This window comes from Neisseria sp. P0018.S001 (assembly GCF_051957355.1).
GTDB lineage: Bacteria > Pseudomonadota > Gammaproteobacteria > Burkholderiales > Neisseriaceae > Neisseria > Neisseria subflava_A.
Genome location: NZ_JBQCWN010000002.1, coordinates 181,051 through 201,976, shown reverse-complemented (window position 1 = coordinate 201,976; position 20,926 = coordinate 181,051). Strand labels below are relative to the sequence as shown.

The window sequence follows — 20,926 nt, the reverse complement described above, 5'->3', positions numbered from 1 at the left end:
TACCTAAAATCGGAGCGCATGAGAAATATTCGTTTGTCGGTACACTCTGCCGAACACACCTATTTGCGACAACTCCTTATCCGCAGAAGATTGGATTTGGGGTTGTCGCAGCGTGCATTGGCGGAACGGATGAATGTGGTGCATTCGTTCGTAGGAAAAGTGGAAACAGGTGACAGGCGGCTGGATATCTTTGAGTTTATTGATTATTGCCGCGCATTGAATTGGCAACCGGAGGAGGTATTGCAAAGTTTGCAGAAGGAAGCGGTATGAAAGATTTGGCAGCATTATTAAAATATGCGGAACAATTCCGCAGCCTGCATACAAGTTTTACACAAGCAAACAACCGTGCCCCGCATAAATTCATCCTTCTATACAGTTTATGCCTGCTGTATGAATCAGGCAGCCTGCACACAGAAAAAATTGATTTTTCGGATACGCTTTTGGAAGAATGGCAGGCAATATTCAGACAGCAATGGCAGCGGTGGGTGGCAAACGCATACCACCAAGAAAATTTCGGCATGCCGCTCTACCACATGAGGACCGAGCCGTTTTGGTATTTTTGTGTCAAACCTGGTATGGAAGATGCATTCGAACAAAAAAACCGCATGAAGGCTTTATCCAGCCTGCGTCAAACTGTTTCGGGCGTAGAAATCGATGCACTACTCGCACGGCTGCTTCGGCAGGCCGAAACGCGGGTGGTGCTGCAGGATGTGCTGTTAGCACAATTGTTTGAAATCTTATGAGCAGGGAAACGAGTGAAATTTAAAGTGCAGGCTGCTTTTTCATCACCCCAAAAGCAGCAGCCGTAGGTCGGATTCTCGAATCCGACATTTTCCAACAGCGGTTTTTCGGAAACGATAGACGCAACAAATGTTTTTTGTCGGATACGAGTATCCAACCTACATTTCTACTTCTGGATTCCCGCCTGCGCGGGAATGACGGCAGAGGTTTCAGCAAAGCTCGTTGCCCTCGTTTTCAGACGACTATTTGCTTTATCGGTGTGCATTGTAGCGTGGGCTTCGCCCACGATAATGTCAGCTAAAAAAGGTCGTCTGAAATTTTGAGTTTGATTCGTGGGCAAAGCCCGCGCTACGGGTTTCAGACGACCTATGCCATCTCCCTTCTACATCTCTTCCAATTTCGCAAACTTGGTATCCAGCTCTTTCACGCCCTGTTTGCCGAAGTTGATGGTCAGTCGGGCAGATTCGCCTTTGTCTACGGCATCGATGATGACGCCGGTGCCAAATTTGGCGTGGCGGACGTTTTGGCCGATGCGGAAGCCTGCGTAGGTTTGCGGCTGTTTGAAGTCGTCGAGGATTTTGTCTTTGAACGTGGCGGTTTGGCGTGTGTTGCCGTAGCTGTCGTAGACGGGTTTTTTGACGGACAGGTAGTGCAATACTTCGGACGGAATTTCTTCGACGAAGCGGGAGACGATGCCGAATTGGGTTTGTCCGTGCAGCATGCGTTGTTGCGCCATGGTGATGTAGAGGCGTTTGCGGGCGCGGGTGATGGCGACGTACATGAGGCGGCGTTCTTCTTCGAGGCCGCCGCGTTCGGCAAGGCTCATTTCACTGGGGAAGCGGCCTTCTTCCATGCCGGTGAGGAAGACGGCGTTGAATTCCAAGCCTTTGGAGGCGTGGACGGTCATCAGTTGGACGGCTTTTTCGCCTGCGCCTGCTTGGTTTTCGCCGGATTCGAGGGCGGCGTTGCTCAAGAAGGCGAGGATAGGGAAGGCGGGGTCGTCTGAAATGTTTTCGGGCAGGGTTTCAAAGTTGCTGTCTTCGGGTTTGAACTCGATGGCGGCGTTGACGAGTTCGTCGAGGTTATCGAGGCGGTCTTGGTTGTCGCCTTTTTGGGTTTTGTAGTGTTCGGTCAGGCTGCTGTCTTTGAGGATGCCGACGATGATTTCGGACAGGGGCATTTGTCCGACTTGGTTGCGCAGGGCTTCAATGAGGCGGACGAAGGCGGCGATTTTGGTGGCTTTTGCGCCGGCATTGCAGGCTGCCTGCCAGAGGGTGATGCCTTGTTCGTTTGAGGCCGTCTGAAGGTTTTCGATGGTGCGTGCGCCGATGCCACGCGGTGGGAAGTTAATCACGCGCAAGAGGGCGTTGTCGTCGTCTGGATTGACGGCGAGGCGCAGGTAGGCGAGGGCGTGTTTGATTTCTTGGCGTTCGTAAAAGCGCAGGCCGCCGTAGATTTTGTAGGGGATGCCGCTGCGGAACAGGCTTTGTTCGATGACGCGGGATTGGGCGTTGCTGCGGTAGAGGACGGCGATTTCGTCCAAATTCCAGCCTTCGCGTTCGAGGGCTTTGGTTTCGTCCACGATGAATTGGGCTTCTTCGAGGTCGGTAAAGGCGGAGTAATAGCGGATTTTGTCGCCTGCTTCGGCGTCGGTGCGCAGGTTTTTGCCGAGGCGTTCGTCGTTGTTTTCGATGACGGCGTTGGCAGCGGCGAGGATGTTGCCGACGGAGCGGTAGTTTTGTTCGAGTTTGACGGGCGCGTCGATGTGGAATTCTTCCATCAGCGCGGTCATGTTGCCGACGTTTGCGCCGCGGAAACGGTAGATACTTTGGTCGTCGTCGCCGACAGCAAAGACGGCGGCATGGTTGCCGGCGATTAATTTGAGCCACGCGTATTGTAGTTTGTTGGTGTCTTGAAACTCGTCGACCAGAATGTGGTTGAAGCGGTTTTGGTAGTGTTGGCGCAGGATTTCGTTGTTTTGCAGCATTTCGTAGCTGCGGAGCATGAGTTCGGCAAAATCGACGACGCCTTCGCGTTGGCAGATTTTGTCGTATTCGGCGTAGCACTCAATCATGCGGCGTGTGTGCGGATCGGGCGCGCTCAAGACGGAAGCGCGCAAGCCGGATTCTTTTTGCGCGTTGATAAAGCCTTGCAGCGAACGCGGCGCGATGATTTCTTCGGCGATGTTGAGGCTTTTGAGCAGGCGTTTGATCAGGGAAAGCTGGTCACCGCTGTCGAGGATTTGGAAGGAAGACGGCAGGCCGGCGTCGCGGTGGTGCAGGCGTAAAAAGCGGTGGCAGAGGCCGTGGAACGTGCCGAGCCACATGGCGCGGACGTTGACGGGAATCATTGCGCCCAAACGGGTCTGCATTTCTTTGGCGGCTTTGTTGGTAAACGTTACCGCCATAATGCTGTGCACGCTGGCTTGTCCGCTTTGCAAAAGCCATGCGATACGCGTGGTCAGCACGCGTGTTTTGCCGCTGCCTGCGCCTGCCAAAACGAGGGCGGATTGCGGCGGCCAGGTTACGGCGGAGAGTTGTTCGGGGTTCAAGCCTTGCAGGAGGTTGGGGGCGGATTCGTTGGGAAACATGAAGAGGCCGTCTGAAAATAAATGGGAATGCGATATTTTAAAGGAAATATAAAAGGCCGTCTGAAAAGATGTTTCAGACGGCCTTTGTGTTGGAAGCCGATTAGAACGGACGTACTTCCAAACCGAACATACGGCGCGCGGTGTTCAGCATTTGGCAGCTGAAGCCCCACTCGTTGTCGTACCATGCGAACACTTTAACCATTTTGCCTGCGGTTACTTTGGTCAGCGTAGAGTCGAATGTGCTGGCTTGGGTAGTGTGGTTGAAGTCCATGGAAACCAGCGGCAGGGTATTGTAGGCCAATACGCCTTTCAGACGGCCTTCTTCGGAAGCGGCTTTCATCAGCGCGTTGATTTCTTCGGCGGAAGTGTCGCGGCCTGCTTGGAAGCTCAGGTCAACCAGGGAAACGTTGACGGTCGGTACGCGGATGGCGAGGCCGTCGAGTTTGCCTTTCAGGTCCGGCAATACCAAACCGACGGCTTTTGCAGCGCCGGTTTTGGTCGGAATCATGTTTTCCACGCCGCTACGCGCACGGCGCAGGTCTTTGTGGCGTACGTCGGTGACGGTTTGGTCGTTGGTCAGCGCGTGGATGGTGGTCATCACGCCGTTTACGATACCGATGTTTTCGTTCAACACTTTGGCCACGGGTGCTAGGCAGTTGGTGGTACAAGACGCGTTGGAGATAACGGTCATGTCGTCGGTAATTACGTCGTCGTTTACGCCGTAAACGATGGTTGCGTCAACGTCATCGCCGCCGGGAGCGGAAATCAGTACTTTTTTCGCGCCGCTTTCCAAGTGGATTTTGGCTTTCTCTTTGCTGGTGAACGCACCGGTACATTCCATGACCAGGTCAACGCCCAATTCATCCCATGGCAATTCGGCAGGGTTGCGGGTAGAGAAGTAAGGGATTTTTTTACCGTTGATGATGAGGTGTTTTTCATCATGGGAAACATCGGCGTCAAAGCGGCCGTGAACAGTGTCAAATTTGGTCAGGTGGGCGTTGGTCTCGATGCTGCCGCTGGCGTTGATGGCAACGATGTCGAGTTGGTCTTGCAGTTTGTAGTCAAAAATAGCGCGCACTACTTGGCGGCCGATGCGGCCGTAACCGTTGATGGCAACTTTGATACCCATGGCTTTTCCTCTTCTTTTGGGTTTGGGTTGTGGAGTGAATGGTGGCAATTATAGCAAAAATGTAGTGCTGTGTAATTAATGTTTTATTGAAATTTTTAGGTTCGATTATTTTTGATTGTAGATGATTAGAGTAGAAATACAGGTTTAAATTTATTGTTATTTTGTATTTTTTGAAATTTTATTTTTTATTAATTCTATTTTTGGTGTTTTATGCTCGTTTTAAATCATGGTAATGAAGAAAACGGGAAAAGGCGGATTGTTTTTGTTTATATTAAACAGAATGTGAGTGTGGCTTTTGATTACAACATACAACAGTGTAATTTTCAGACGGCCTAGGTTTAATCGGGCAAAAGTAAAAGGCCGTCTGAACATTTTTGATGACATGGAATTTAAACGCCTTGGATTCCTGCTTTTCCTTGCCGGATAAGGGGAGGGCAGTTTTTAGCAAAGGGGAAAATTGTCGGAACAAGGGAGGGAAAAACGGTGGATTGAGCTGTGTTTGGGGGTTATATAAATAAGTGTATGAAGGTTTTAGTCGTAGTGTATGAAGATTTTGCTTGTGATTTTAATTTAATTATGACTTGTCAACACTGTTAAATTTTTTTACGATAAGGTCAGATTATGTTTGCATGGCCATAAGCGGTGCATCCTCTATACCGGATATTATCCTTGTCCGAATATCTACTTTAACCGACCGGCTTGCCCGGCCTGATTCCTAAATATATACGCGCAAGGCTGAACGGCCTTGGCGGCACTCGACTTTTAAGAGGTTCATCGTGTCAAATTCTCAATCCAGCGAACGCGCGACGTTTAGCAGTCGCCGCGCCTTTATGTTTGCTGCCATCGGCTCGGCCGTGGGCTTAGGCAACATTTGGCGATTCCCTTACATCGCTTTCGACAACGGCGGCGGTGCTTTCGTCCTCCCTTACTTGGTTGCGCTGTTGACGGCAGGTATTCCGCTGTTGCTGCTTGACTACGCCATCGGCCACCGTTACCGCGGTTCGCCACCTTTGGCTTTCCGCCGCCTCGGCCGTTTGTTTGAGCCGATGGGTTGGTGGAACTTCCTGACCAACGTCATCATCTGTATCTACTACGCCGTGATTGTCGGCTGGGCGGCAAGCTATGCCTATTATTCTTTGACTTCGGCATGGGGTGCGGATCCGCAGGCATTCTTCTTCAAAGACTTCCTGCAAATGGCCGATGCCAAAGACTTGGGCTTGGATTTTGTCGGCAAAGTTGCCGGCCCGCTGATTGCCGTCTGGGTGTTTACGCTGGCAATTATGGCTTTGGGCGTACAAAAAGGCGTGGCCGGTTCATCTACATTCTTCATGCCTTTGTTGGTGGTGATGTTCGTCATCATGGTGGGCATTGCGCTGACTCTGCCGGGTGCGGCAAAAGGTTTGAACGCTTTGTTTACGCCTGACTGGAGCCGTTTGGCGGATCCGAAAGTCTGGGTAGCCGCATATGGCCAGATTTTCTTCTCGCTCTCCATCTGCTTCGGCATCATGATTACTTATTCTTCTTACCTGAAGAAAAAAACCGACTTGGGCGGCACAGGCTTGGTTGTCGGCTTTGCCAACAGCAGCTTCGAGTTGCTCGCCGGTATCGGCGTATTTGCTGCATTGGGCTTTATGGCTCAAACCGCAGGCAAAGAAGTCAGCGAAGTGGCATCCAACGGTATCGGCTTGGCGTTTATCGCGTTCCCGACCATCATTAACCAAGCCCCTATGGGTGCGTTGATCGGCGTGTTGTTCTTCGGCTCTCTGGTGTTTGCCGGTGTCACTTCGATGATTTCCATCGTTGAAGTGATTGTGGCCGCAATTCAAGACAAAATGAACATTGGCCGTGTCAGCGCAACGCTGATTGCAGGCGTGCCAATGGCAATTATTTCTACCTTGCTGTTCGGTACGACCACCGGCCTGCCTGTGTTGGATGTGTTGGACAAATTCATCAATACCTACGGCATTGTGGCTTCCGGTTTTGTTTATGTTTTGGCGATTGTCTTGTTGAACAAGCTGCCGGAACTGCGCAACCATTTGAATGCGCTGTCTTCCATCCGTGTCGGTAAAGTGTGGACAGCCAGCGTGGTGGTTACCGTCGCTATGCTCGGCTATATGCTGTATCAAGATACTGCCAGCCTCTTAAAAGAGAATTACAGCGGCTATCCTGACAGCTTCCTCAATATCTTCGGTTGGGGCATGGTAGGCACTCTCTTGGTATTGTCTGTCCTGCTTTCTTTCTTGCCGTGGAAACATGGTCAGAACTTCAACGTCAAAGACGAACATGAACACGAACGTGAAGGAGACGAATAATGAGTACTTCAGCCATTATTATGATGCTTGTCGCATTGATCGTCATTTGGGGCGGATTCATCGTCTCCGTCCTGCGCCTGCCTAAAGAATAAGGTTTGAGCAAATGAAAAGGCCGTCTGAAACTTAAATTTCAGACGGCCTTTCCCGTTAAAAATGGTAAAACGGCCTAAAAAAGAGTAGAATATGCACCGTTTACAACTCTGCGCCTCTCAGCAGGCTCGAATTATGGACCTTCCCAGTTCGCCTTTGAACTTCCCATCTGATACACAACAACAATAATCATCCCGCCGAAATGCCTTCCCGCGTCCGGCGGGCGGAGCATTTATGAGCATCGAACAAACCCCTCCGAATCTCGACAATATCCCCGACAATGATGTGGTAGAAGACCGCATTTCTGACGATATCGACCGCATCCACGCCTTATGCGAAATCCTCGAGCCGTCCTTTGAACAAATCGAAGCAGGCATGCCGATTGAAGACGAAAGCCTGCGCGATAAGTTTACCGAGCTGACCGTCCTCTTGGCCGAGTTGCACCCTGCCGACGTGGCCGCCGTCTTGGAATCCCTGCCGCCGCGCGAGCGTAACATCGTTTGGCTTTTGGTCGCCCCTGAAGACGACGGCGAAGTCTTGCTGGAAGTATCCGACGCCGTACGCGAAACGCTGATCGAGTCCATGGACAAAGACGAGCTGTTGGCCGCCGTCGATGATTTGGACGCAGACGAATTGGCAGAACTGGCAGACGACCTGCCGCACCAAGTGGTGTACGAAGCGCTGCAAACGCGTGATGAAGAAGAACGCGAGCAGGTCAAAGCGGCGATGTCTTACGAAGATAACCAAGTCGGCGCGATTATGGACTTTGAATTGGTCAGCATCCGCGCCGATGTGGCGTGTGAAGTCGTGTTGCGCTACTTGCGCCGTTTCGACAGCCTGCCCGACCATACCGACAAGATTTTCGTGGTTGATGAAAACGACGTGTTGCAAGGCGTGCTGCCCATCCGCAAACTCTTGGTCGCCGACCCCGAAGACATGGTGGCGGACGTGATGGCCACCGATGTCGTGCGCTTCCGTCCCGAAGACGACGTGGAAGAAGCGGCACAGGCGTTTGAACGTTATGACTTGGTGACCGCGCCGGTTGTCGATGAAAACAAAAAGCTGATCGGCAGGATCACCATTGACGAAATGGTGGACGTGATCCGTGAAGAATCCGAAGCCGACATGTTGAACATGGCCGGTTTGCAAGAAGAAGAGGACTTGTTCGCCCCGATTTGGGACTCGGTGAAAAACCGCTGGATGTGGCTTGCCATCAACCTGTGTACCGCCTTCATCGCCAGCCGCGTGATTGGCGCATTTGAAGGCAGTATCGAGAAAATCGTCGCACTGGCTGCGCTGATGCCCATCGTCGCCGGCATCGGCGGCAACTCCGGCAACCAAACCATCACCATGATCGTCCGCGCCATGGCAATGGGACAAATGACCAGTACGCAGGCAGGCCGCCTGCTGAAAAAAGAAGTCGGCGTCGCCCTCGTCAACGGCATTATTTGGGGCACGGTAATGGGCGTGATTTCATGGCTGCTCTACGGCAACATCGGCATCGGTTTGGTCATGGTGGCCGCGATGACCTTGAACCTTTTGCTGGCCGCGACCGTCGGCGTCCTCATTCCCGTCATGATGGACAAAGCCGGACGCGACCCGGCATTGGGCAGCTCGGTGCTGATTACCGCGGTTACCGACTCCGGCGGCTTCCTGATTTTCTTGGGATTAGCAACCATGTTCCTGTTGTAATAGGAAAAAAAAGACGTGTTCGATACGTCCTTTTCAAACCGTTTAAAAGGCCGTCTGAAATTTCAATTTTCAGACGGCCTTTGCTGTTTTTTAAAGCTTTACATCATGAGGGCGTTTAGTTTTGGGGCTGACGTAGATTAGCCCCTTGTTTAAAGCGAAGTCAGAAAAGTCAGAAATCCCAATATCACGCCGACTGCGTTGGGTATAATCAGAATCCAGTCTTTCCGGGGTTCTTTGCTCCAACCGTACAAAACCCAAATCAGACAGGATACTGCTGCAAACAGGGGTTGCCACGGCTGCGCCTTTGCCCCTTGCATATTGGCGATAATTTGGGGGATATAGGCGACAAATACGAAAATACCTATTGCCGCTCCTATGCTGCCGACAACGGTATTGAATTTTGCTTTGCTTATCATGCTGGTAAGTCTCCTTTTAATATGAAAATCGAGGCGGTAGATAATATGGGCAGGCTGACTCAGCCGAGGGAACAGCCGCAGCCGCAATGATGTTCGTGGCCTTGGCCATGTTCGTCCGAATCTTCGGCAAGCAGGGCTTCGTAGTCGCCGCTTTCAATCAGGCTGACCAGTTCTGCCGGACTTTCCGCGCCTTCTACCTAGTCGCAGGATAAATAACTCTATTCTACCGCAAAATATGTATGTCATCATCCATCATTTGGCCTTGGCTGCCGATGAGGTTTTCGAGGGCTCTGTCGAGCTGGACGAAAGCTATTTCGGCGGACAGCGTAAAGGCAGACGTGGTCGAGGTGCGGCAGGAAAAGTGGTTGTCTTCGGCATTCTGAAACGCAACGGACGGGTCTATACCGTTGTGGTGGATAATGCCAAGTCTGAAACGTTATTCCCTGTCATCAAAAAGAAAATCATGCCGGACAGCATTGTTTACACGGATAGCCTGAGCAGCTATGATAAGTTGGACGTGAGCGGTTTTATCCATTACCGCATCAACCATTCCAAGGAATTTGTCGACCGTCAGAACCACATTAACGGCATTGAGAATTTTTGGAATCAGGCAAAACGTTTCTTGCGAAAATACAACGGAATCGATCGCAAATCTTTCCCGCTGTTCTTGAAAGAATGCGAATTTCGATTTAACTTCGGCACACCGTCTCAACAGCTTAAAATCCTGCGAGATTGGTGTGGAATTTAGGGCTAATCTACGTCAGCCCCTTAGTTTTTGATGACGTTTACGGCGTAATGGGCAGTAGTGTTACGGCGGGTTTGGGCGCGCATCATATAGACCTGCACTTTATATTTGCCCGATTGGGTAGCGATACCGTCAAATTTATCGCCTTGTGCCGAACCGTTAAATACGGCTTCATCGTCTTTGGGTGCCCATACGTTGAAATAGGCGTTAGGGCTGCCGGTTTTACTGATGCGCAGGCGGTCGCCCTTGCGTACGGAGAACAAATGCTCGGCGGTTTGATAGCCGGTGATTTTGCCGGAAAAACGCTGCTTGGTTTGTTTGTGTGCCGAAGCTGGTTTTGAAGCTTCCGCTTTAGGCGTGGCGGCATTTGAATAAGTGGTAAACAGTAAGGGAAGGGCGGCTAACAAGAGAAATTTTTTTCATGGGTTGGGTCTCCGAATGTGGGGCGCCAATATGGCACTCATTTTGATAACCCATCAGTATGTTCATATTTTTATAAAGCCAAAGCCGAATAGGGCAATATTCATTTTTTCAATCAGGCCGTCTGAAAACAAATATTATTCAGACGGCCTTTTCTGATAATATAACAACGAATTATTCCTTTCGGAGCCGTTATGACCTTCCCGCCACTCAAATCTCCCCTGAAATTTTACGCCGTTGTTCCCACTGCTGACTGGGTCGAGCGCATGGTCAAAGCAGGTGCCGACACGGTGCAACTGCGCTGTAAAATCCTGCATGGCGACGAGTTGAAACGCGAAATCGAACGTTGCGTCGTAGCCTGTCAAAACAGTGCAACCCAGCTTTTCATCAACGACCACTGGCGCGAAGCGATTGCCGCAGGTGCATACGGCGTGCATCTCGGGCAGGAAGACATGGACACTGCCGACCTAGCCGCGATTGAAGCTGCCGGTTTGCGCTTGGGCTTGAGTACGCACTCTGTTGCCGAACTCGATCGCGCCTTGTCCGTACAACCTAGCTACGTCGCCAGCGGCGCGATTTTTCCGACCACGACCAAACAAATGCCCACCGCCCCGCAAGGCTTGGAGAAACTGCGCGAATATGTGAAACAGGCTCGCGGCATACCCGTCGTCGCCATCGGCGGCATCGATTTGAACAACGCTGAAGATGTACTTGCCACCGGCGTTTCCTCCCTCGCCGTCGTCCGCGCCGTTACCGAAGCGGAAAATCCCGAAGCCGTGGTTAAAGCGTTTCAGGCTTTGTGGGATGAATAAGGCCGTCTGAAAATAAGAAGTCTGACAAGAGGAGCAGCATTATGAAGATTATATTAAACAATGAAGCCATCACATTAAACGGCACAACCGTTGCCGACCTTATCGCCCAAACCGCGCCGCAGAAACCGTTTGCCGTTGCCGTCAATACCCAGTTTGTCGCCAAAGGCGCGTATGCGGAAACGGTTTTAAACGAAAACGACAAAGTGGACATTGTGCGCCCCGTAGTCGGCGGATAAGCGGTTTTACTGCGTGTATAGCTGCGCTATTGGTTTAATGCTGAGAAAAGGAAAAGAAATGTTTATCGTATCGTTGGAATATATTAAAGACTTGGCTGCGGTTGAAACCTACCTGTCCGAGCATATTGCGTATCTTGAACGGTATTATCAAGCAGGTGTATTTGTGATGTCTGGACGCAAACAGCCGCGGACAGGCGGCATTATCCTGATGAAAGCATCAGGCAGGGAACAGGTGGAAAAGTTAATTGCAGAAGACCCATTTCACCGAGAAGGCGTAGCGAAATACACAATTACCGAGTTTATTCCGACTAAGGTCGCGGAAGGACTTGAAAACTATTTGGAAACTATCTGAACCGATTTTTCAGAAGGCTATCGCCCCAAAAATAATATTACAAAGGAATCCATCATGTTTACCCTATATGGAGAAACTTTCCCTTCACGGCTGCTACTCGGTACGGCTGCTTATCCGACGCCGGAAATCCTCAAGCAGTCTGTTCAAATCGCGCAACCGGCGATGATTACCGTTTCATTGCGCCGCGCCGGCAGCGGCGGCGAAGCGCACGGGCAGGGTTTTTGGTCGTTGTTGGAAGAAATGGGCGTGCCTGTGTTGCCCAATACCGCAGGCTGTCAAAGCGTACAGGAAGCTGTGACCACTGCGCAAATGGCGCGCGAAGTGTTTGATACCGATTGGATCAAGCTCGAACTTATCGGCGATGATGACACGTTGCAGCCCGACGTGTTCCAACTGGTCGAGGCGGCGGAAATCCTGATTAAAGACGGCTTCAAAGTACTGCCTTATTGCACCGAAGACCTGATTGCCTGCCGCCGACTGCTCGACGCAGGCTGTCAGGCGTTGATGCCGTGGGCGGCGCCGATTGGCACGGGACTGGGCACGGTTCATGCTTATGCGCTGAAAGTCCTGCGCGAACGTCTGCCCAACACGCCGTTGATTATCGATGCGGGGTTGGGTTTGCCTTCGCAGGCGGCGCAAGTGATGGAATGGGGTTTTGACGGCGTGTTATTGAATACCGCCGTTTCCCGAAGTGGCGATCCGGTCAATATGGCACGCGCTTTTGCGCTTGCGGTCGAGTCGGGCCGTCTGGCTTATGAGGCGGAACCTGTGGAGGCGCGTGAGAAAGCGCGCGCCAGTACGCCGACGGTGGGTCAGCCTTTCTGGCATTCGGCGGAATATTGATAAACATTAGGGCGTGTCGAACACGCCCTTTTTTGTTGGTGGAAAACCTGATTTCAGGTTGAGCAGAATGTTCAGACGGCCTTGGCCAAAAGCTGTTTCAATGGCTTTAAGATTTGCCATGCCTGCGCTTTGAGTTGTGGCTGCATCAGCAGGCGGGCGGGATGGGGAATGACGAAATGCGGCCGCTCTGCGCACAATTCGTTCATCAACCCGATCATGTCGGGGCTGTCGAAGATTTTGCCGAGAAACAATACTGCGCGCGCTTGTGAAGCGGTCAGCTCGTTTTGCATTTCGGCAAGCTCGGAGCGGATGTGTTCGGCATCGGGCAGGGCGGTGAATACGGGCGCGGTTTTGACCCATGCGGTTTTGTGTGCCTGCTCGGGTTTGAGGCCGATGGCGGCGAGGATGTTGTCGAGAAGCGTGCCGACATCGCCGCTAAACAGTGTACCGTGCAGGCTGTCTTCGGTGGACGGGCAAATGCTGACCACCATGATTTCAGACGGCCTGATGGTTACGTCAAGGCGGGGCAGATTGTCTGAATGCGCGGCTTTTTCTGTTTTTGTCGGTGTTTCGGCCATGGCTTTGGGTGCCGCTTCGGGAACGCGGACAGCCGGTTTGGCCGTTTGCGCAGTGGCAATGGCGGCCGTGCGTGCCTGATGGGCGCCTGCGGATAAAGTGCGCACGGCTTGCGCGGTATCGGCGGCAATGGTTTTGGGGCGGACGGGTGCGGCTGCGGCTTGGGGTGCGGCATGGATGATTTTAGCGTTTCGGTTCAGCCACATCGGGCCCAAGCCCAAGGCTTCGTGCAGGTGCAGGTAGCGGCTGCTTAACATGATTTCTCCATCAATACGGCATTTTCGCTGCCACCGTCGGGCAGGGCGTAGTAGTTTTTGCGGCGGCCACAGGTTTGGAAGCCGTGTTTGCGGTAGAGCTGTTGCGCGGTTTCATTGCTTGCGCGGACTTCCAGCAGCAATCGGGTTGCGCCTTGCTGTTGAACTGTGTTTTGCCAGTGTTGCAGTAGGGTGGACGCAATGCCTTGGCGGCGGTATTCGGGCGCGACGGCAATCAGGTGCAGCTCGGATTCATCAAACACGGTTTGCCACACGATAAAGCCGGTAATTTGGTGGTCGGTCTGACTGAGCCAAACGCTGTCGGGATGGTGTTGAACCGCCGATTCAAACTGCTGCGCCGTCCACGACGAAGGATTGCCTTGTGCGTCGATGGCGGCAAGGGTGGGGCAGTCGGCAAGTACGGCTGGGCGCAGGTTCACGGTTTGGCCTTTTGTTGGGCTTGCTCTTGCGCGGTCAGGGCAATTTTGTTGCGGACGTAGAGCAGCTCGGCATGCGCCGCATCGGTGGCAACATAGCGGCCGCTGCGGGCAAGTTTGAGATAGTCGGCAGCGGTCGGCATATCGGCCTGACCGTCAAAAGGCGGTTTGTCGGCGAGGGCAAAGGCATTGCCGATGCCGCCGCTAGGCGTTTTGCCTTCGGGCGCGGTAATGGCGGCGGCTTTGCCAACCGTGTAATCGCTCAAGCGGACGTGGTTTTGCGTATCAAACCATGCGTAGAACACTTCGCCCATACGCGCATCGGTAGCGGGCAGTACGCAGCTTGATGGTGGCAGCAGCGAAGCGGCGGCGTCGAGGCAGGGAATGCCGATCATGGGCGTGTCAAACGGCGTGGCCAAACCTTGTGCAACCGCCGCGCCGATACGCAGGCCGGTAAATGCGCCGGGGCCTTGTGCATAAACGATGCAGCCCAAATCGGCGGCCGTGATGCCCGCTTCTTTAAAGAGGCGTTCGATTTGCGGCAGGATTTGTTCGGATTGCTTGGTGCCGACGTTTTCGTGAAACAGGCGGACTTCGCCTTGATGTTCCAATGCGATGGACAGAAAGGATGTGCTGGTGTCGATGGCAAGAGTCGGGCGGTTGTCGGTTGGCATGGTGTTATTTTTTTAGAAGGATATGGATTGCCATTATAGTGGAACGGCGAGGGGGAACAAAGCATTCGGGCGGCGCGTTGGTAAAAACGCCGTTTACCGCAAAGCTATTCGATAAGTGAACCAAGGTTTTAGGCCGTCTGAAAACGTTTCAGACGGCCTTGTTTTATTTGTCGAGTTTCAATAAAGGCGAACCTGCTTTTTCAACGGCGCGGCGGTAGGCTTCATGCGCCTCGATGCGTTGCAAATAAGTGCGGATATTGGGGTAATCGGCAAAATCGAAGCGGTCGGCCGCGGCTTGCAGCGGATAGCTCATCATGATGTCGGCACCACTGAGGCTGTTGCCGACCAACCATTCGCGGTTTTCCAACTCGCTGTCGATATGGGCAAGATGCAGCGCGGCTTGCGGATGGATAAAGCTGCTTTTGACGCTGCCGCTGATTTTGCGGGCAATCGGTTTGACGAAAAACGGCATGGGTGCGCTTTCAATTCGGCGGAACACCAGTCCGAGTAGCAATAACGGCATCAGCGAACCTTCGGCATAATGCAGCCAGCGTTGATATTGCCAGTATTCGCGGCTGCCGCGTTCGGGCATCAGGCGGCCGTTGCCGTAGGTTTGAATCAGATAGTCGGTAATCGCGCCACTTTCCGCCAAGATAAAGCCGTCATCATCCAATAAAGGCGATTTGCCCAAGGGATGGATGGCTTTGAGTTCGTCAGGAGCGAGCAAAGTGTCGGGATGACGACGGTAGGTTTGCAGGCGGTAGGGCGTACCGAGGATTTCAAGCAGCCAAACAATGCGCAGGGCGCGGGATTGGTCGAGCGAATGCAGGGTAATCATGAGGGACTTTAAATATCGGTTTGTTTGAGGCCGTCTATGCTGATTTGGCAGGCATCGGCGTATTTTTGCAGGGTTTTGGCCGGTAGTTTGGCGAACACTTCGGGACGGAAATGACGACGAAGCTGCCATTTCCATACGCCTGCCGCCATGGCCAAGCCGGTTTCATCATAACGGCAGCGAAACATATGGTAGTACAGCGGCGAATATTCGCCTTTTTCGACGGCTTCGCGCGCGGCCTGCGTTTGGGCATCGAGTTCACACACCGCCATTTCGGTGGCGTAGGCTTCGTCCTGCCAACCGTTGCTGGTGGCTGCTTCGTAGTGGCCGTCGCGGGTGCCGTAGATGACTTTGCGGTGGCCGTGGTAGCTGGCGCTGTTGTCTTGAGGGATGTCGTCAATCTTCATTCAGACGGCCTTTACTGCTTCCAAAAGCATGAAACATGTTGAAAAGCGTCCGCTTTCCGGAACGTAACACAGGATTTTTTGGCCGTGTTCGATGGGGAAAGTGCGCATAAATTCTTCAAGGATGATGTAAATCGAGGCCGAACCCGTGTTGCCCTTGCTGTGCAGATTGGTAAACCATTTTTCCTGCGGAATGTCGAAGCCGATGTTTTTCAGGCCGTCTGAAAGGCGGTCGCGGAAAAAGCCGGAAGAGTAGTGGGGCAGGAACCAATCGATTTCTTCGGCACGGATGCCGTGTTTGGCGGCGATTTGGGAGAGGGGTTTTTCCACCGTATAGCGGACGATGTTTTCGTTCAGCAGTTTGACGTCCTGCTTGACCGCCATCAGGCTGTGGCGGCGGCCGTAATCGGCATCGGCGTGTTTCCAGCCTTCAAATACGCCGTCGCGGAATTCTGCGCCGGCATACATGCAGGGCGGCATTTCGTTGGCGTAGGAAAGCAGGTCTATCCAATGGATTTTCAGGCTGAGGCCGTCTGAATTGGGACGGTCGGACAGATACACCGCGCCTGCGCCGTCAGACAGCATCCAGCGCAAAAAGTCTTTTTCAAAACCGATTTCGGGGGAAGCGTTTTCCAGTTTTTTATGGTCGGTTTCGCTTTGAAATACTTCGCCGCGCATGACCGCCGAGGCGTTTTCGGAAGCAACGGAAACCGCATGTGCGTGTTCGCCGGTGCGCACGGCGTTGTAGGCGTGTTTCATCGCCGCCATACCTGCCGCGCATACGCCTGCCATGCTGAACACTTCGCAAGGCGGCATATCCAGCAAACCATGCACCATCACACCGTGTCCGGGCATGGTTTGGTCGGGATAGGAAGTGGCGCAGGCCAGGCTGCCGATGGCTTCTGCTGGAACGCCTTGGGCAAACAGGCCGTTGACCGCTTCGGCAGCCAATTCGGCATTGGTGTGCGTCGTGCGGCGGCTTTCGGGATCGATGGCGTAATGGCGCGACAAAATGCCGTTGGAACGCAAAATCATACGGCGCACGCGTGACGGCACATCGCCTGCCATGCCGAGGACGGCTTCCATTTCGTCATTGCCGACAGGGGCATTGGGCAAGAAGGCAGAAACGCGGTTGAGATAAACGTCTTTGAGTGTGTTATTCGATGTCATGATGTGTTTGTCAAAATAATCAACCGATAAACCGCGCCGCGTAGTTGCAGCTTGCAGTTAACGGGATGTGGTGTGTTTCGGCGTATTCCATCAGCGCATCCACCAGCAGTTTGGCAATGCCGCGATGACGGAAGTTGGGCGAGACCACGGTATGGTTTACGTCCCAGCCGCCGTTGTGTTCGGTATAGCTGATATAGCCTGCTTCCAAGCCGTCAATATCGATTTGAAAGCGACGGCGCTCGGGGTAGTGGATAACTTTGGGCATAATGGATTCCTGGTTTGAGGCTGTCTGAAACGTATCATCTGCCTGACGGTTGTCCATAATAGTCCGCCAGCTTTTTCAGACGGCCTTTGAGCAGCGGATGCAGCAGTTTTTTTAAAATTACGCTGACGGGCAAAACCACCAAAATCATCGCCAATAAAAAGACGATGTAGAAGCACAGCAGCGCACGGCGCAAGAGCGGAGAAATACGGCCTGCCGCCATCAAAAGCTTGCCCCAGACGAAGAAGCTGCGGCCGGCGGCACGTTCGCTGAAAATCAGTTTTTCATTCACTGTCACCGCGCCCATGTTTTGAAACAGGGTTTCGTCCAAAGGCTGTTGGTTCAATAGTGTATCGCGCAATTTCGTACCAAACCGCGCCGCATCCGCCAATTCTTCTTCAGCAATGCCGGCGGAGGGTAGGGAGCGGAAATAGCGCTTGTCGCCGGTCAGCATCCATGCTGGCGTGGTAATAAAACTTGCCGCGCTGTTGCAGTCATCGATTTTTACGATGTTGCCGATGAGTTTGGCGCCGTTTTGTTTCAGCAAAGATTTCATTTTTTCCTGCGCGCCCAGCCACATATTGCGGCAGCCAATAAGCGTGATGACCGGTTTGCCGTCCAGCAGGCGGCGCGTTTCTTCGCGTTGCAAAAAGGCGGTCATCGGTTGCGAAGGGGAGAGGAACCAAACGGTGTAGGCAATGACCACCACATCGTAATTTTCGGACGGAATGTGCGGCGGCAGAATCGGGGCGGGTTTTAAATGGACGGTTTCAGGAAAGGTATCGAAAAAACGCCAAAACGGCCATGGAAACGGAAATGCCTGCTCCGGTACGATATTGACGCAATCGACCTGTATCCCGGCTGTTTGCAACGGCGCGGCAAAATTTCGAGCCAGGCTGGAGAGCTGCCCCGTTTGCGAGTAATGCACAATCAGCACTTTTTTCATTATCTTCCCTGCAATGAGTAAGTTATGGTTGGTTTGGACGGTATTATATAGTAAACCGACCTGCCTTGAACTTTATTCATATTCAGTATGTTCGCGAAGGTTTCAGCCGGTTTGGATGGAAGCGCCGTATTCTGTCGGAATGGGGCGGTGAAGCGGATTTTTATGCCATGCCAACATAAACAACGGCCGTCTGAAATTTTTCAGACGGCCTTGTGTGGAAATCGGGACGCATGGTCTGGAACGGGATTTGCGCTTAAAGCATGCGTGCAAATCGTATAGATAAAAAAATAACCGCTTCAAGGCGGTTGGTGGTGGCCAGAGGCGGAATCGAACCGCCGACACACGGATTTTCAATCCGTTGCTCTACCAACTGAGCTATCTGGCCTTCGCGTGTTTCGTTGCGAGATGTGAATTAAACCAAATTTCGTTGCCTTGTGCAAGCGTTTGTAGGCTTTATTTTTGAGGTGGTAAATTAAGATTTTGTTTTGTATTGAATTATTTTTCGTTTTAATTGGCGGTTTTGAGGTTTGCCGGTTTGATTTTCAGACGGCCTAAGATACAATCGGCTTTTTTGCTTTGGATTTATGCCATGCTGTATGTGTTTGTTCGTGATATGTGGGATGTTTTGCGTTTGCGCTATCGTTCGCCGGAGACGTATTTGTATTCGCCTTTGGTGATGGCGGCGGTGCTGCTGCTGTTGGGTGTGGTGAACGCGGCCAGCATGTCGCCTTTGTTTGGCAGTGGCGCGGCGGCGGTTTGTCTGTCGGTGATTTTGGTAATTGTGAAATGGTTGGTGTTGAGCCGCTCGATGCGCAAGGTGCTGCATTATTACGGTGCGCCCCGGCTGCCTTTGTGGGGCTTTATTTTGGTGTCTGAGGCTTTGCTGCTGCCGCTGTTGCTGGTGTTGTATGTGCCGGCGTTGGCTGCGTTTGCGCTGTTGTGGCAGGCTTGGGTGTTTGTGGTGCAGGTACGCGGTTTGATGTGGATGGGAAATGCGACGCTAGGCCGTGTTTTGGTGGGCTATCTGTTGTATGGTATCGGCGTGCTGTGTGTGGGTACGGTGATTCTGATGCTGTTTATTGCCGCCGGTTGGTTGGATATGGAAACGTTGAATCAAAACCTGCAGGTGTTGACGTCTGCCCGTCAATAATTAATGAAAATTGAAAGGCCGTCTGAAATGTTCGGACGGCCTTTGTTTTATGTGTTTGTTTCGTGGTCTTGCAGGATTTTTTGATAGACGGGGTCGGGGAGGTAGCGGCCTATCATGTCGCGCCAGCCTTGTGGGCCGACCAGGCCTTTGACCATGGTGGAGGATACTTCGGCGATTTCGCGCGGCGGCATCAGGAAGACGGTGGAGATTTCGGGGGCGATGTCGCTGTTGATGTAGCGCATCGAGCGTTCGTATTCGTAGTCGGCGGCAGAACGGATGCCGCGGACGATGAAATTGGCTTTGGCTTCGCGGGCGTAATCGACTAAAAAGCGGTTTTCAAACACGCTGATGCGGACGTTGGGGAAGGGGTGGGTAATGGCATCGAGCATGGCGCGGCGTTCTTCTATGGTGTAGGTGCTGCGCTTTTCGGGATTAGTGCCGATGGCGACGATGAGTTCGTCAAAGAGGGATTGGGCTTCCTGTATCATCCACAGGTGGCCGAGGGTGGGAGGGTCGAAGCTGCCTGCGTACACGGCACGGCGCGGAGTGGTCGTGGTCATTTTGGGTTGGGAATGGGGTTTGTGTGGCGTTCAGGATAGGGGAGTTTGCCGGTGATGTCAAAAATCAAAAAGGCCGTCTGAAATTTCAGACGGCCTTTGCGGCTTGATCAGTCGTCACCGCTAAGAGAGATGAGGATTCTCAAGAGGCTGCTGAAAATGTTGTAGATGGAGATGAAGATGGTCAGCGCCGCGCTGATGTGGCTGTCTTCGCCGCCGTCGATAACGGCACGCACCTGCCACATAATCATCAGGGAACTGAAGACAACGAAGCCGGCCGCGATGGTCAGGCTCAGGGCAGGGATGTTGAGGAAGATGTTGGCCACAACGGCAATCATGAGCACGATCGCACCGGCGCCGAGGAAGCTGCCGAGTTTGTTCATGTTCATTGTGGTGCGGCGTGCCATAGCGGACATGGTGAAGAATACGCCGGCGGTCATGGCGGCGGCCGTACCGACGATTTGCGCGCCGTTGTTAATCGCCAGGGCGTATTGCAACATAGGGCTGATGGCAAGGCCCATGCCGAAAGTGAAGATCATCAACAGGGCTACGCCGACGTTGCTGTAACGGTTTTTCTCGATCAGGAAGGTCATGCCGTAGAAGAAGCCAAAGAAGGCAGCCAGGGCAATCCAAGATGAACCGAACATGGAGAAAATGTTAAAGCCTGTTTTGGCGGAAAAGAATGCGCCGGCAACGGCAGGAATGAAAGACAGGCCGAGCAGGCGGTAGGTTTTTTGCAGGACGGTATTTTTGGCAACCGAGCCTTGCGAGGTATAGTCGTAAACGTCGTTTTGCATGGCGTTTGCTCCAGTGTGGATTGAAATAAATGAAATTTGGATTCTAACAGAGAATCATGGGTTTGTATGATTTATCTGTTCTATTTGCCTAATATGCGGGGTAATCGGGAATTTTAAAGACCGTCTGAAAATCGGGTTTCAGACGGCCTTGGCTTTTCAATGCTTATTTAGGCTCTTGCGGAACGTAGCCTTGTACGGCATCTGCGCCGTCGCCGAAGAAGTATTGTTCCATCTGCTGGGCGAGGTATTCGCGTGCGCGCGGATCGGCAAGGCTTAGGCGGTTTTCGTTGATGAGCATGGTTTGGTGACGGGTCCAAGCCATCCATGCTTCTTGGGAAACGTTTTCAAAAATGCGTTTGCCCAATTCGTTGGGCAGCGGCGGAAATTTCATGCCTTCGGCTTCTTTGCCGAGTTTGACGCAGTGAACCATACGGGTCATGGCGGTTTCCTTATGTAGGGTTGCAAAGGTTGGTATTTTAGCCGATT

At 52.6% G+C, this 20,926-nt stretch carries 26 protein-coding genes, 1 tRNA gene and 1 pseudogene; 11 read left to right on the top strand and 17 right to left on the bottom strand.

The features are described 5' to 3' along the window. Positions 1 to 18 precede the first annotated feature (18 nt). Both ACTHTJ_RS02455 and ACTHTJ_RS02450 read left to right on the top strand, forming a co-directional pair. The gene (locus tag ACTHTJ_RS02455; RefSeq protein ID WP_004518984.1) at positions 19 to 270 is read left to right on the top strand and encodes a helix-turn-helix domain-containing protein; all 252 of its coding nucleotides are present in this window, start codon (positions 19 to 21) and stop codon (positions 268 to 270) included. Then, positions 267 to 743: a hypothetical protein gene (locus tag ACTHTJ_RS02450; protein ID WP_063068390.1), complete on the top strand. Its 477-nt coding sequence runs from the start codon at positions 267 to 269 to the stop codon at positions 741 to 743. The genes ACTHTJ_RS02455 and ACTHTJ_RS02450 overlap by 4 nt, the downstream gene beginning before the upstream one ends. Positions 744 to 1,123: 380 nt before the next feature. Here ACTHTJ_RS02450 and uvrD read toward each other — a convergent pair whose 3' ends face one another. Further along, positions 1,124 to 3,331, bottom strand: a complete 2,208-nt coding sequence (uvrD, locus tag ACTHTJ_RS02445) for a DNA helicase II (RefSeq protein WP_440360899.1) — start codon at positions 3,329 to 3,331, stop codon at positions 1,124 to 1,126. Positions 3,332 to 3,431: 100 nt separating this feature from the next. Next, positions 3,432 to 4,460 (bottom strand): type I glyceraldehyde-3-phosphate dehydrogenase, encoded by a 1,029-nt coding sequence (gene gap / locus ACTHTJ_RS02440; protein WP_070583879.1) that lies wholly within the window; start codon positions 4,458 to 4,460, stop codon positions 3,432 to 3,434. A 776-nt stretch (positions 4,461 to 5,236) separates the two neighbouring features. Between gap and ACTHTJ_RS02435 the strand changes: the two genes are divergently transcribed. From ACTHTJ_RS02435 to mgtE, 3 genes are all read left to right on the top strand, one after another. Beyond that, on the top strand, positions 5,237 to 6,772 hold the full coding sequence (locus tag ACTHTJ_RS02435) for a sodium-dependent transporter (RefSeq protein ID WP_083297178.1): 1,536 nt from the start codon (positions 5,237 to 5,239) through the stop codon (positions 6,770 to 6,772). Next, positions 6,772 to 6,864, top strand: a complete 93-nt coding sequence (locus ACTHTJ_RS02430) for a methionine/alanine import family NSS transporter small subunit (protein ID WP_036472778.1) — start codon at positions 6,772 to 6,774, stop codon at positions 6,862 to 6,864. The genes ACTHTJ_RS02435 and ACTHTJ_RS02430 overlap by 1 nt, the downstream gene beginning before the upstream one ends. Positions 6,865 to 7,096: 232 nt before the next feature. Beyond that, complete coding sequence (gene mgtE, locus ACTHTJ_RS02425; protein ID WP_070583883.1) at positions 7,097 to 8,554, top strand: magnesium transporter; 1,458 nt, start codon at positions 7,097 to 7,099, stop codon at positions 8,552 to 8,554. Positions 8,555 to 8,703: 149 nt separating this feature from the next. On the opposite strand, the gene ACTHTJ_RS02420 is transcribed toward mgtE, so the two are convergent. After that, positions 8,704 to 8,970, bottom strand: a complete 267-nt coding sequence (locus ACTHTJ_RS02420; protein ID WP_004518970.1) for a SemiSWEET family transporter — start codon at positions 8,968 to 8,970, stop codon at positions 8,704 to 8,706. A 218-nt stretch (positions 8,971 to 9,188) separates the two neighbouring features. Here ACTHTJ_RS02420 and ACTHTJ_RS02415 point away from each other — a divergent pair. Beyond that, a pseudogene (locus ACTHTJ_RS02415) lies at positions 9,189 to 9,718 on the top strand (IS1595 family transposase); the annotation flags it as partial. 20 nt (positions 9,719 to 9,738) lie between these two features. Here the strand turns inward: ACTHTJ_RS02415 and ACTHTJ_RS02410 are convergent. Beyond that, a complete protein-coding gene (locus ACTHTJ_RS02410) occupies positions 9,739 to 10,122 on the bottom strand; it encodes a hypothetical protein (protein ID WP_440360900.1) in 384 nt (127 codons plus the stop codon). Between the two features lie 207 nt (positions 10,123 to 10,329). Between ACTHTJ_RS02410 and thiE the strand changes: the two genes are divergently transcribed. Genes thiE through ACTHTJ_RS02390 form a run of 4 tightly spaced genes read left to right on the top strand, consistent with a single transcriptional unit; the run spans position 10,330 to position 12,378 of the window. Then, positions 10,330 to 10,947: a thiamine phosphate synthase gene (gene thiE, locus ACTHTJ_RS02405; protein WP_004518966.1), complete on the top strand. Its 618-nt coding sequence runs from the start codon at positions 10,330 to 10,332 to the stop codon at positions 10,945 to 10,947. A 41-nt stretch (positions 10,948 to 10,988) separates the two neighbouring features. Beyond that, a complete protein-coding gene (thiS, locus tag ACTHTJ_RS02400; protein ID WP_004518965.1) occupies positions 10,989 to 11,183 on the top strand; it encodes a sulfur carrier protein ThiS in 195 nt (64 codons plus the stop codon). Positions 11,184 to 11,241: 58 nt separating this feature from the next. Then, positions 11,242 to 11,535, top strand: coding sequence for a YciI family protein (locus ACTHTJ_RS02395; RefSeq protein WP_039861865.1), 294 nt, complete (start codon positions 11,242 to 11,244; stop codon positions 11,533 to 11,535). 54 nt (positions 11,536 to 11,589) lie between these two features. After that, positions 11,590 to 12,378 carry a thiazole synthase gene (locus tag ACTHTJ_RS02390; RefSeq protein WP_004518963.1) on the top strand — a complete coding sequence of 263 codons (789 nt, stop codon included), beginning with the start codon at positions 11,590 to 11,592 and terminating at the stop codon, positions 12,376 to 12,378. Between the two features lie 71 nt (positions 12,379 to 12,449). Here ACTHTJ_RS02390 and ACTHTJ_RS02385 read toward each other — a convergent pair whose 3' ends face one another. From ACTHTJ_RS02385 to ACTHTJ_RS02340, 10 genes are all read right to left on the bottom strand, one after another. Further along, positions 12,450 to 13,211: a uracil-DNA glycosylase family protein gene (locus tag ACTHTJ_RS02385; RefSeq protein ID WP_070583512.1), complete on the bottom strand. Its 762-nt coding sequence runs from the start codon at positions 13,209 to 13,211 to the stop codon at positions 12,450 to 12,452. After that, the gene (rimI, locus tag ACTHTJ_RS02380; protein ID WP_070583514.1) at positions 13,205 to 13,648 is read right to left on the bottom strand and encodes a ribosomal protein S18-alanine N-acetyltransferase; all 444 of its coding nucleotides are present in this window, start codon (positions 13,646 to 13,648) and stop codon (positions 13,205 to 13,207) included. Before rimI ends, ACTHTJ_RS02385 begins: the two co-directional genes overlap by 7 nt. After that, positions 13,645 to 14,319: a tRNA (adenosine(37)-N6)-threonylcarbamoyltransferase complex dimerization subunit type 1 TsaB gene (gene tsaB, locus ACTHTJ_RS02375; protein ID WP_070583516.1), complete on the bottom strand. Its 675-nt coding sequence runs from the start codon at positions 14,317 to 14,319 to the stop codon at positions 13,645 to 13,647. Before tsaB ends, rimI begins: the two co-directional genes overlap by 4 nt. A 163-nt stretch (positions 14,320 to 14,482) precedes the next feature. Next, a complete protein-coding gene (locus ACTHTJ_RS02370; protein WP_070583518.1) occupies positions 14,483 to 15,157 on the bottom strand; it encodes a glutathione S-transferase family protein in 675 nt (224 codons plus the stop codon). A gap of 8 nt (positions 15,158 to 15,165) precedes the next feature. Continuing rightward, a complete protein-coding gene (locus tag ACTHTJ_RS02365; protein ID WP_049332227.1) occupies positions 15,166 to 15,561 on the bottom strand; it encodes a hypothetical protein in 396 nt (131 codons plus the stop codon). Continuing rightward, entirely contained in the window at positions 15,562 to 16,728 is a 1,167-nt protein-coding gene (locus ACTHTJ_RS02360; RefSeq protein WP_049351225.1) for a beta-ketoacyl-ACP synthase III, read from the bottom strand. Between the two features lie 19 nt (positions 16,729 to 16,747). Next, the gene (locus ACTHTJ_RS02355; RefSeq protein WP_083297165.1) at positions 16,748 to 17,050 is read right to left on the bottom strand and encodes a GNAT family N-acetyltransferase; all 303 of its coding nucleotides are present in this window, start codon (positions 17,048 to 17,050) and stop codon (positions 16,748 to 16,750) included. Next, positions 17,028 to 17,936, bottom strand: a complete 909-nt coding sequence (locus ACTHTJ_RS02350) for a dialkylrecorsinol condensing enzyme (protein WP_440360901.1) — start codon at positions 17,934 to 17,936, stop codon at positions 17,028 to 17,030. Before ACTHTJ_RS02350 ends, ACTHTJ_RS02355 begins: the two co-directional genes overlap by 23 nt. Before the next feature lie 102 nt (positions 17,937 to 18,038). Then, positions 18,039 to 18,236, bottom strand: a complete 198-nt coding sequence (locus tag ACTHTJ_RS02345; RefSeq protein ID WP_141745145.1) for a hypothetical protein — start codon at positions 18,234 to 18,236, stop codon at positions 18,039 to 18,041. A 9-nt stretch (positions 18,237 to 18,245) separates the two neighbouring features. Then, positions 18,246 to 18,321, bottom strand: a tRNA-Phe gene (locus tag ACTHTJ_RS02340). Positions 18,322 to 18,525: 204 nt separating this feature from the next. Here ACTHTJ_RS02340 and ACTHTJ_RS02335 point away from each other — a divergent pair. Further along, complete coding sequence (locus tag ACTHTJ_RS02335; protein ID WP_049345007.1) at positions 18,526 to 19,086, top strand: hypothetical protein; 561 nt, start codon at positions 18,526 to 18,528, stop codon at positions 19,084 to 19,086. 47 nt (positions 19,087 to 19,133) lie between these two features. Here ACTHTJ_RS02335 and coaD read toward each other — a convergent pair whose 3' ends face one another. From coaD to ACTHTJ_RS02320, 3 genes are all read right to left on the bottom strand, one after another. After that, on the bottom strand, positions 19,134 to 19,646 hold the full coding sequence (coaD, locus tag ACTHTJ_RS02330; RefSeq protein WP_049345008.1) for a pantetheine-phosphate adenylyltransferase: 513 nt from the start codon (positions 19,644 to 19,646) through the stop codon (positions 19,134 to 19,136). A 107-nt stretch (positions 19,647 to 19,753) separates the two neighbouring features. Further along, positions 19,754 to 20,440 carry a Bax inhibitor-1 family protein gene (locus ACTHTJ_RS02325; RefSeq protein ID WP_049345009.1) on the bottom strand — a complete coding sequence of 229 codons (687 nt, stop codon included), beginning with the start codon at positions 20,438 to 20,440 and terminating at the stop codon, positions 19,754 to 19,756. 163 nt (positions 20,441 to 20,603) lie between these two features. Further along, positions 20,604 to 20,879, bottom strand: a complete 276-nt coding sequence (locus ACTHTJ_RS02320) for an oxidative damage protection protein (RefSeq protein ID WP_003682648.1) — start codon at positions 20,877 to 20,879, stop codon at positions 20,604 to 20,606. Positions 20,880 to 20,926: the final 47 nt, after the last annotated feature.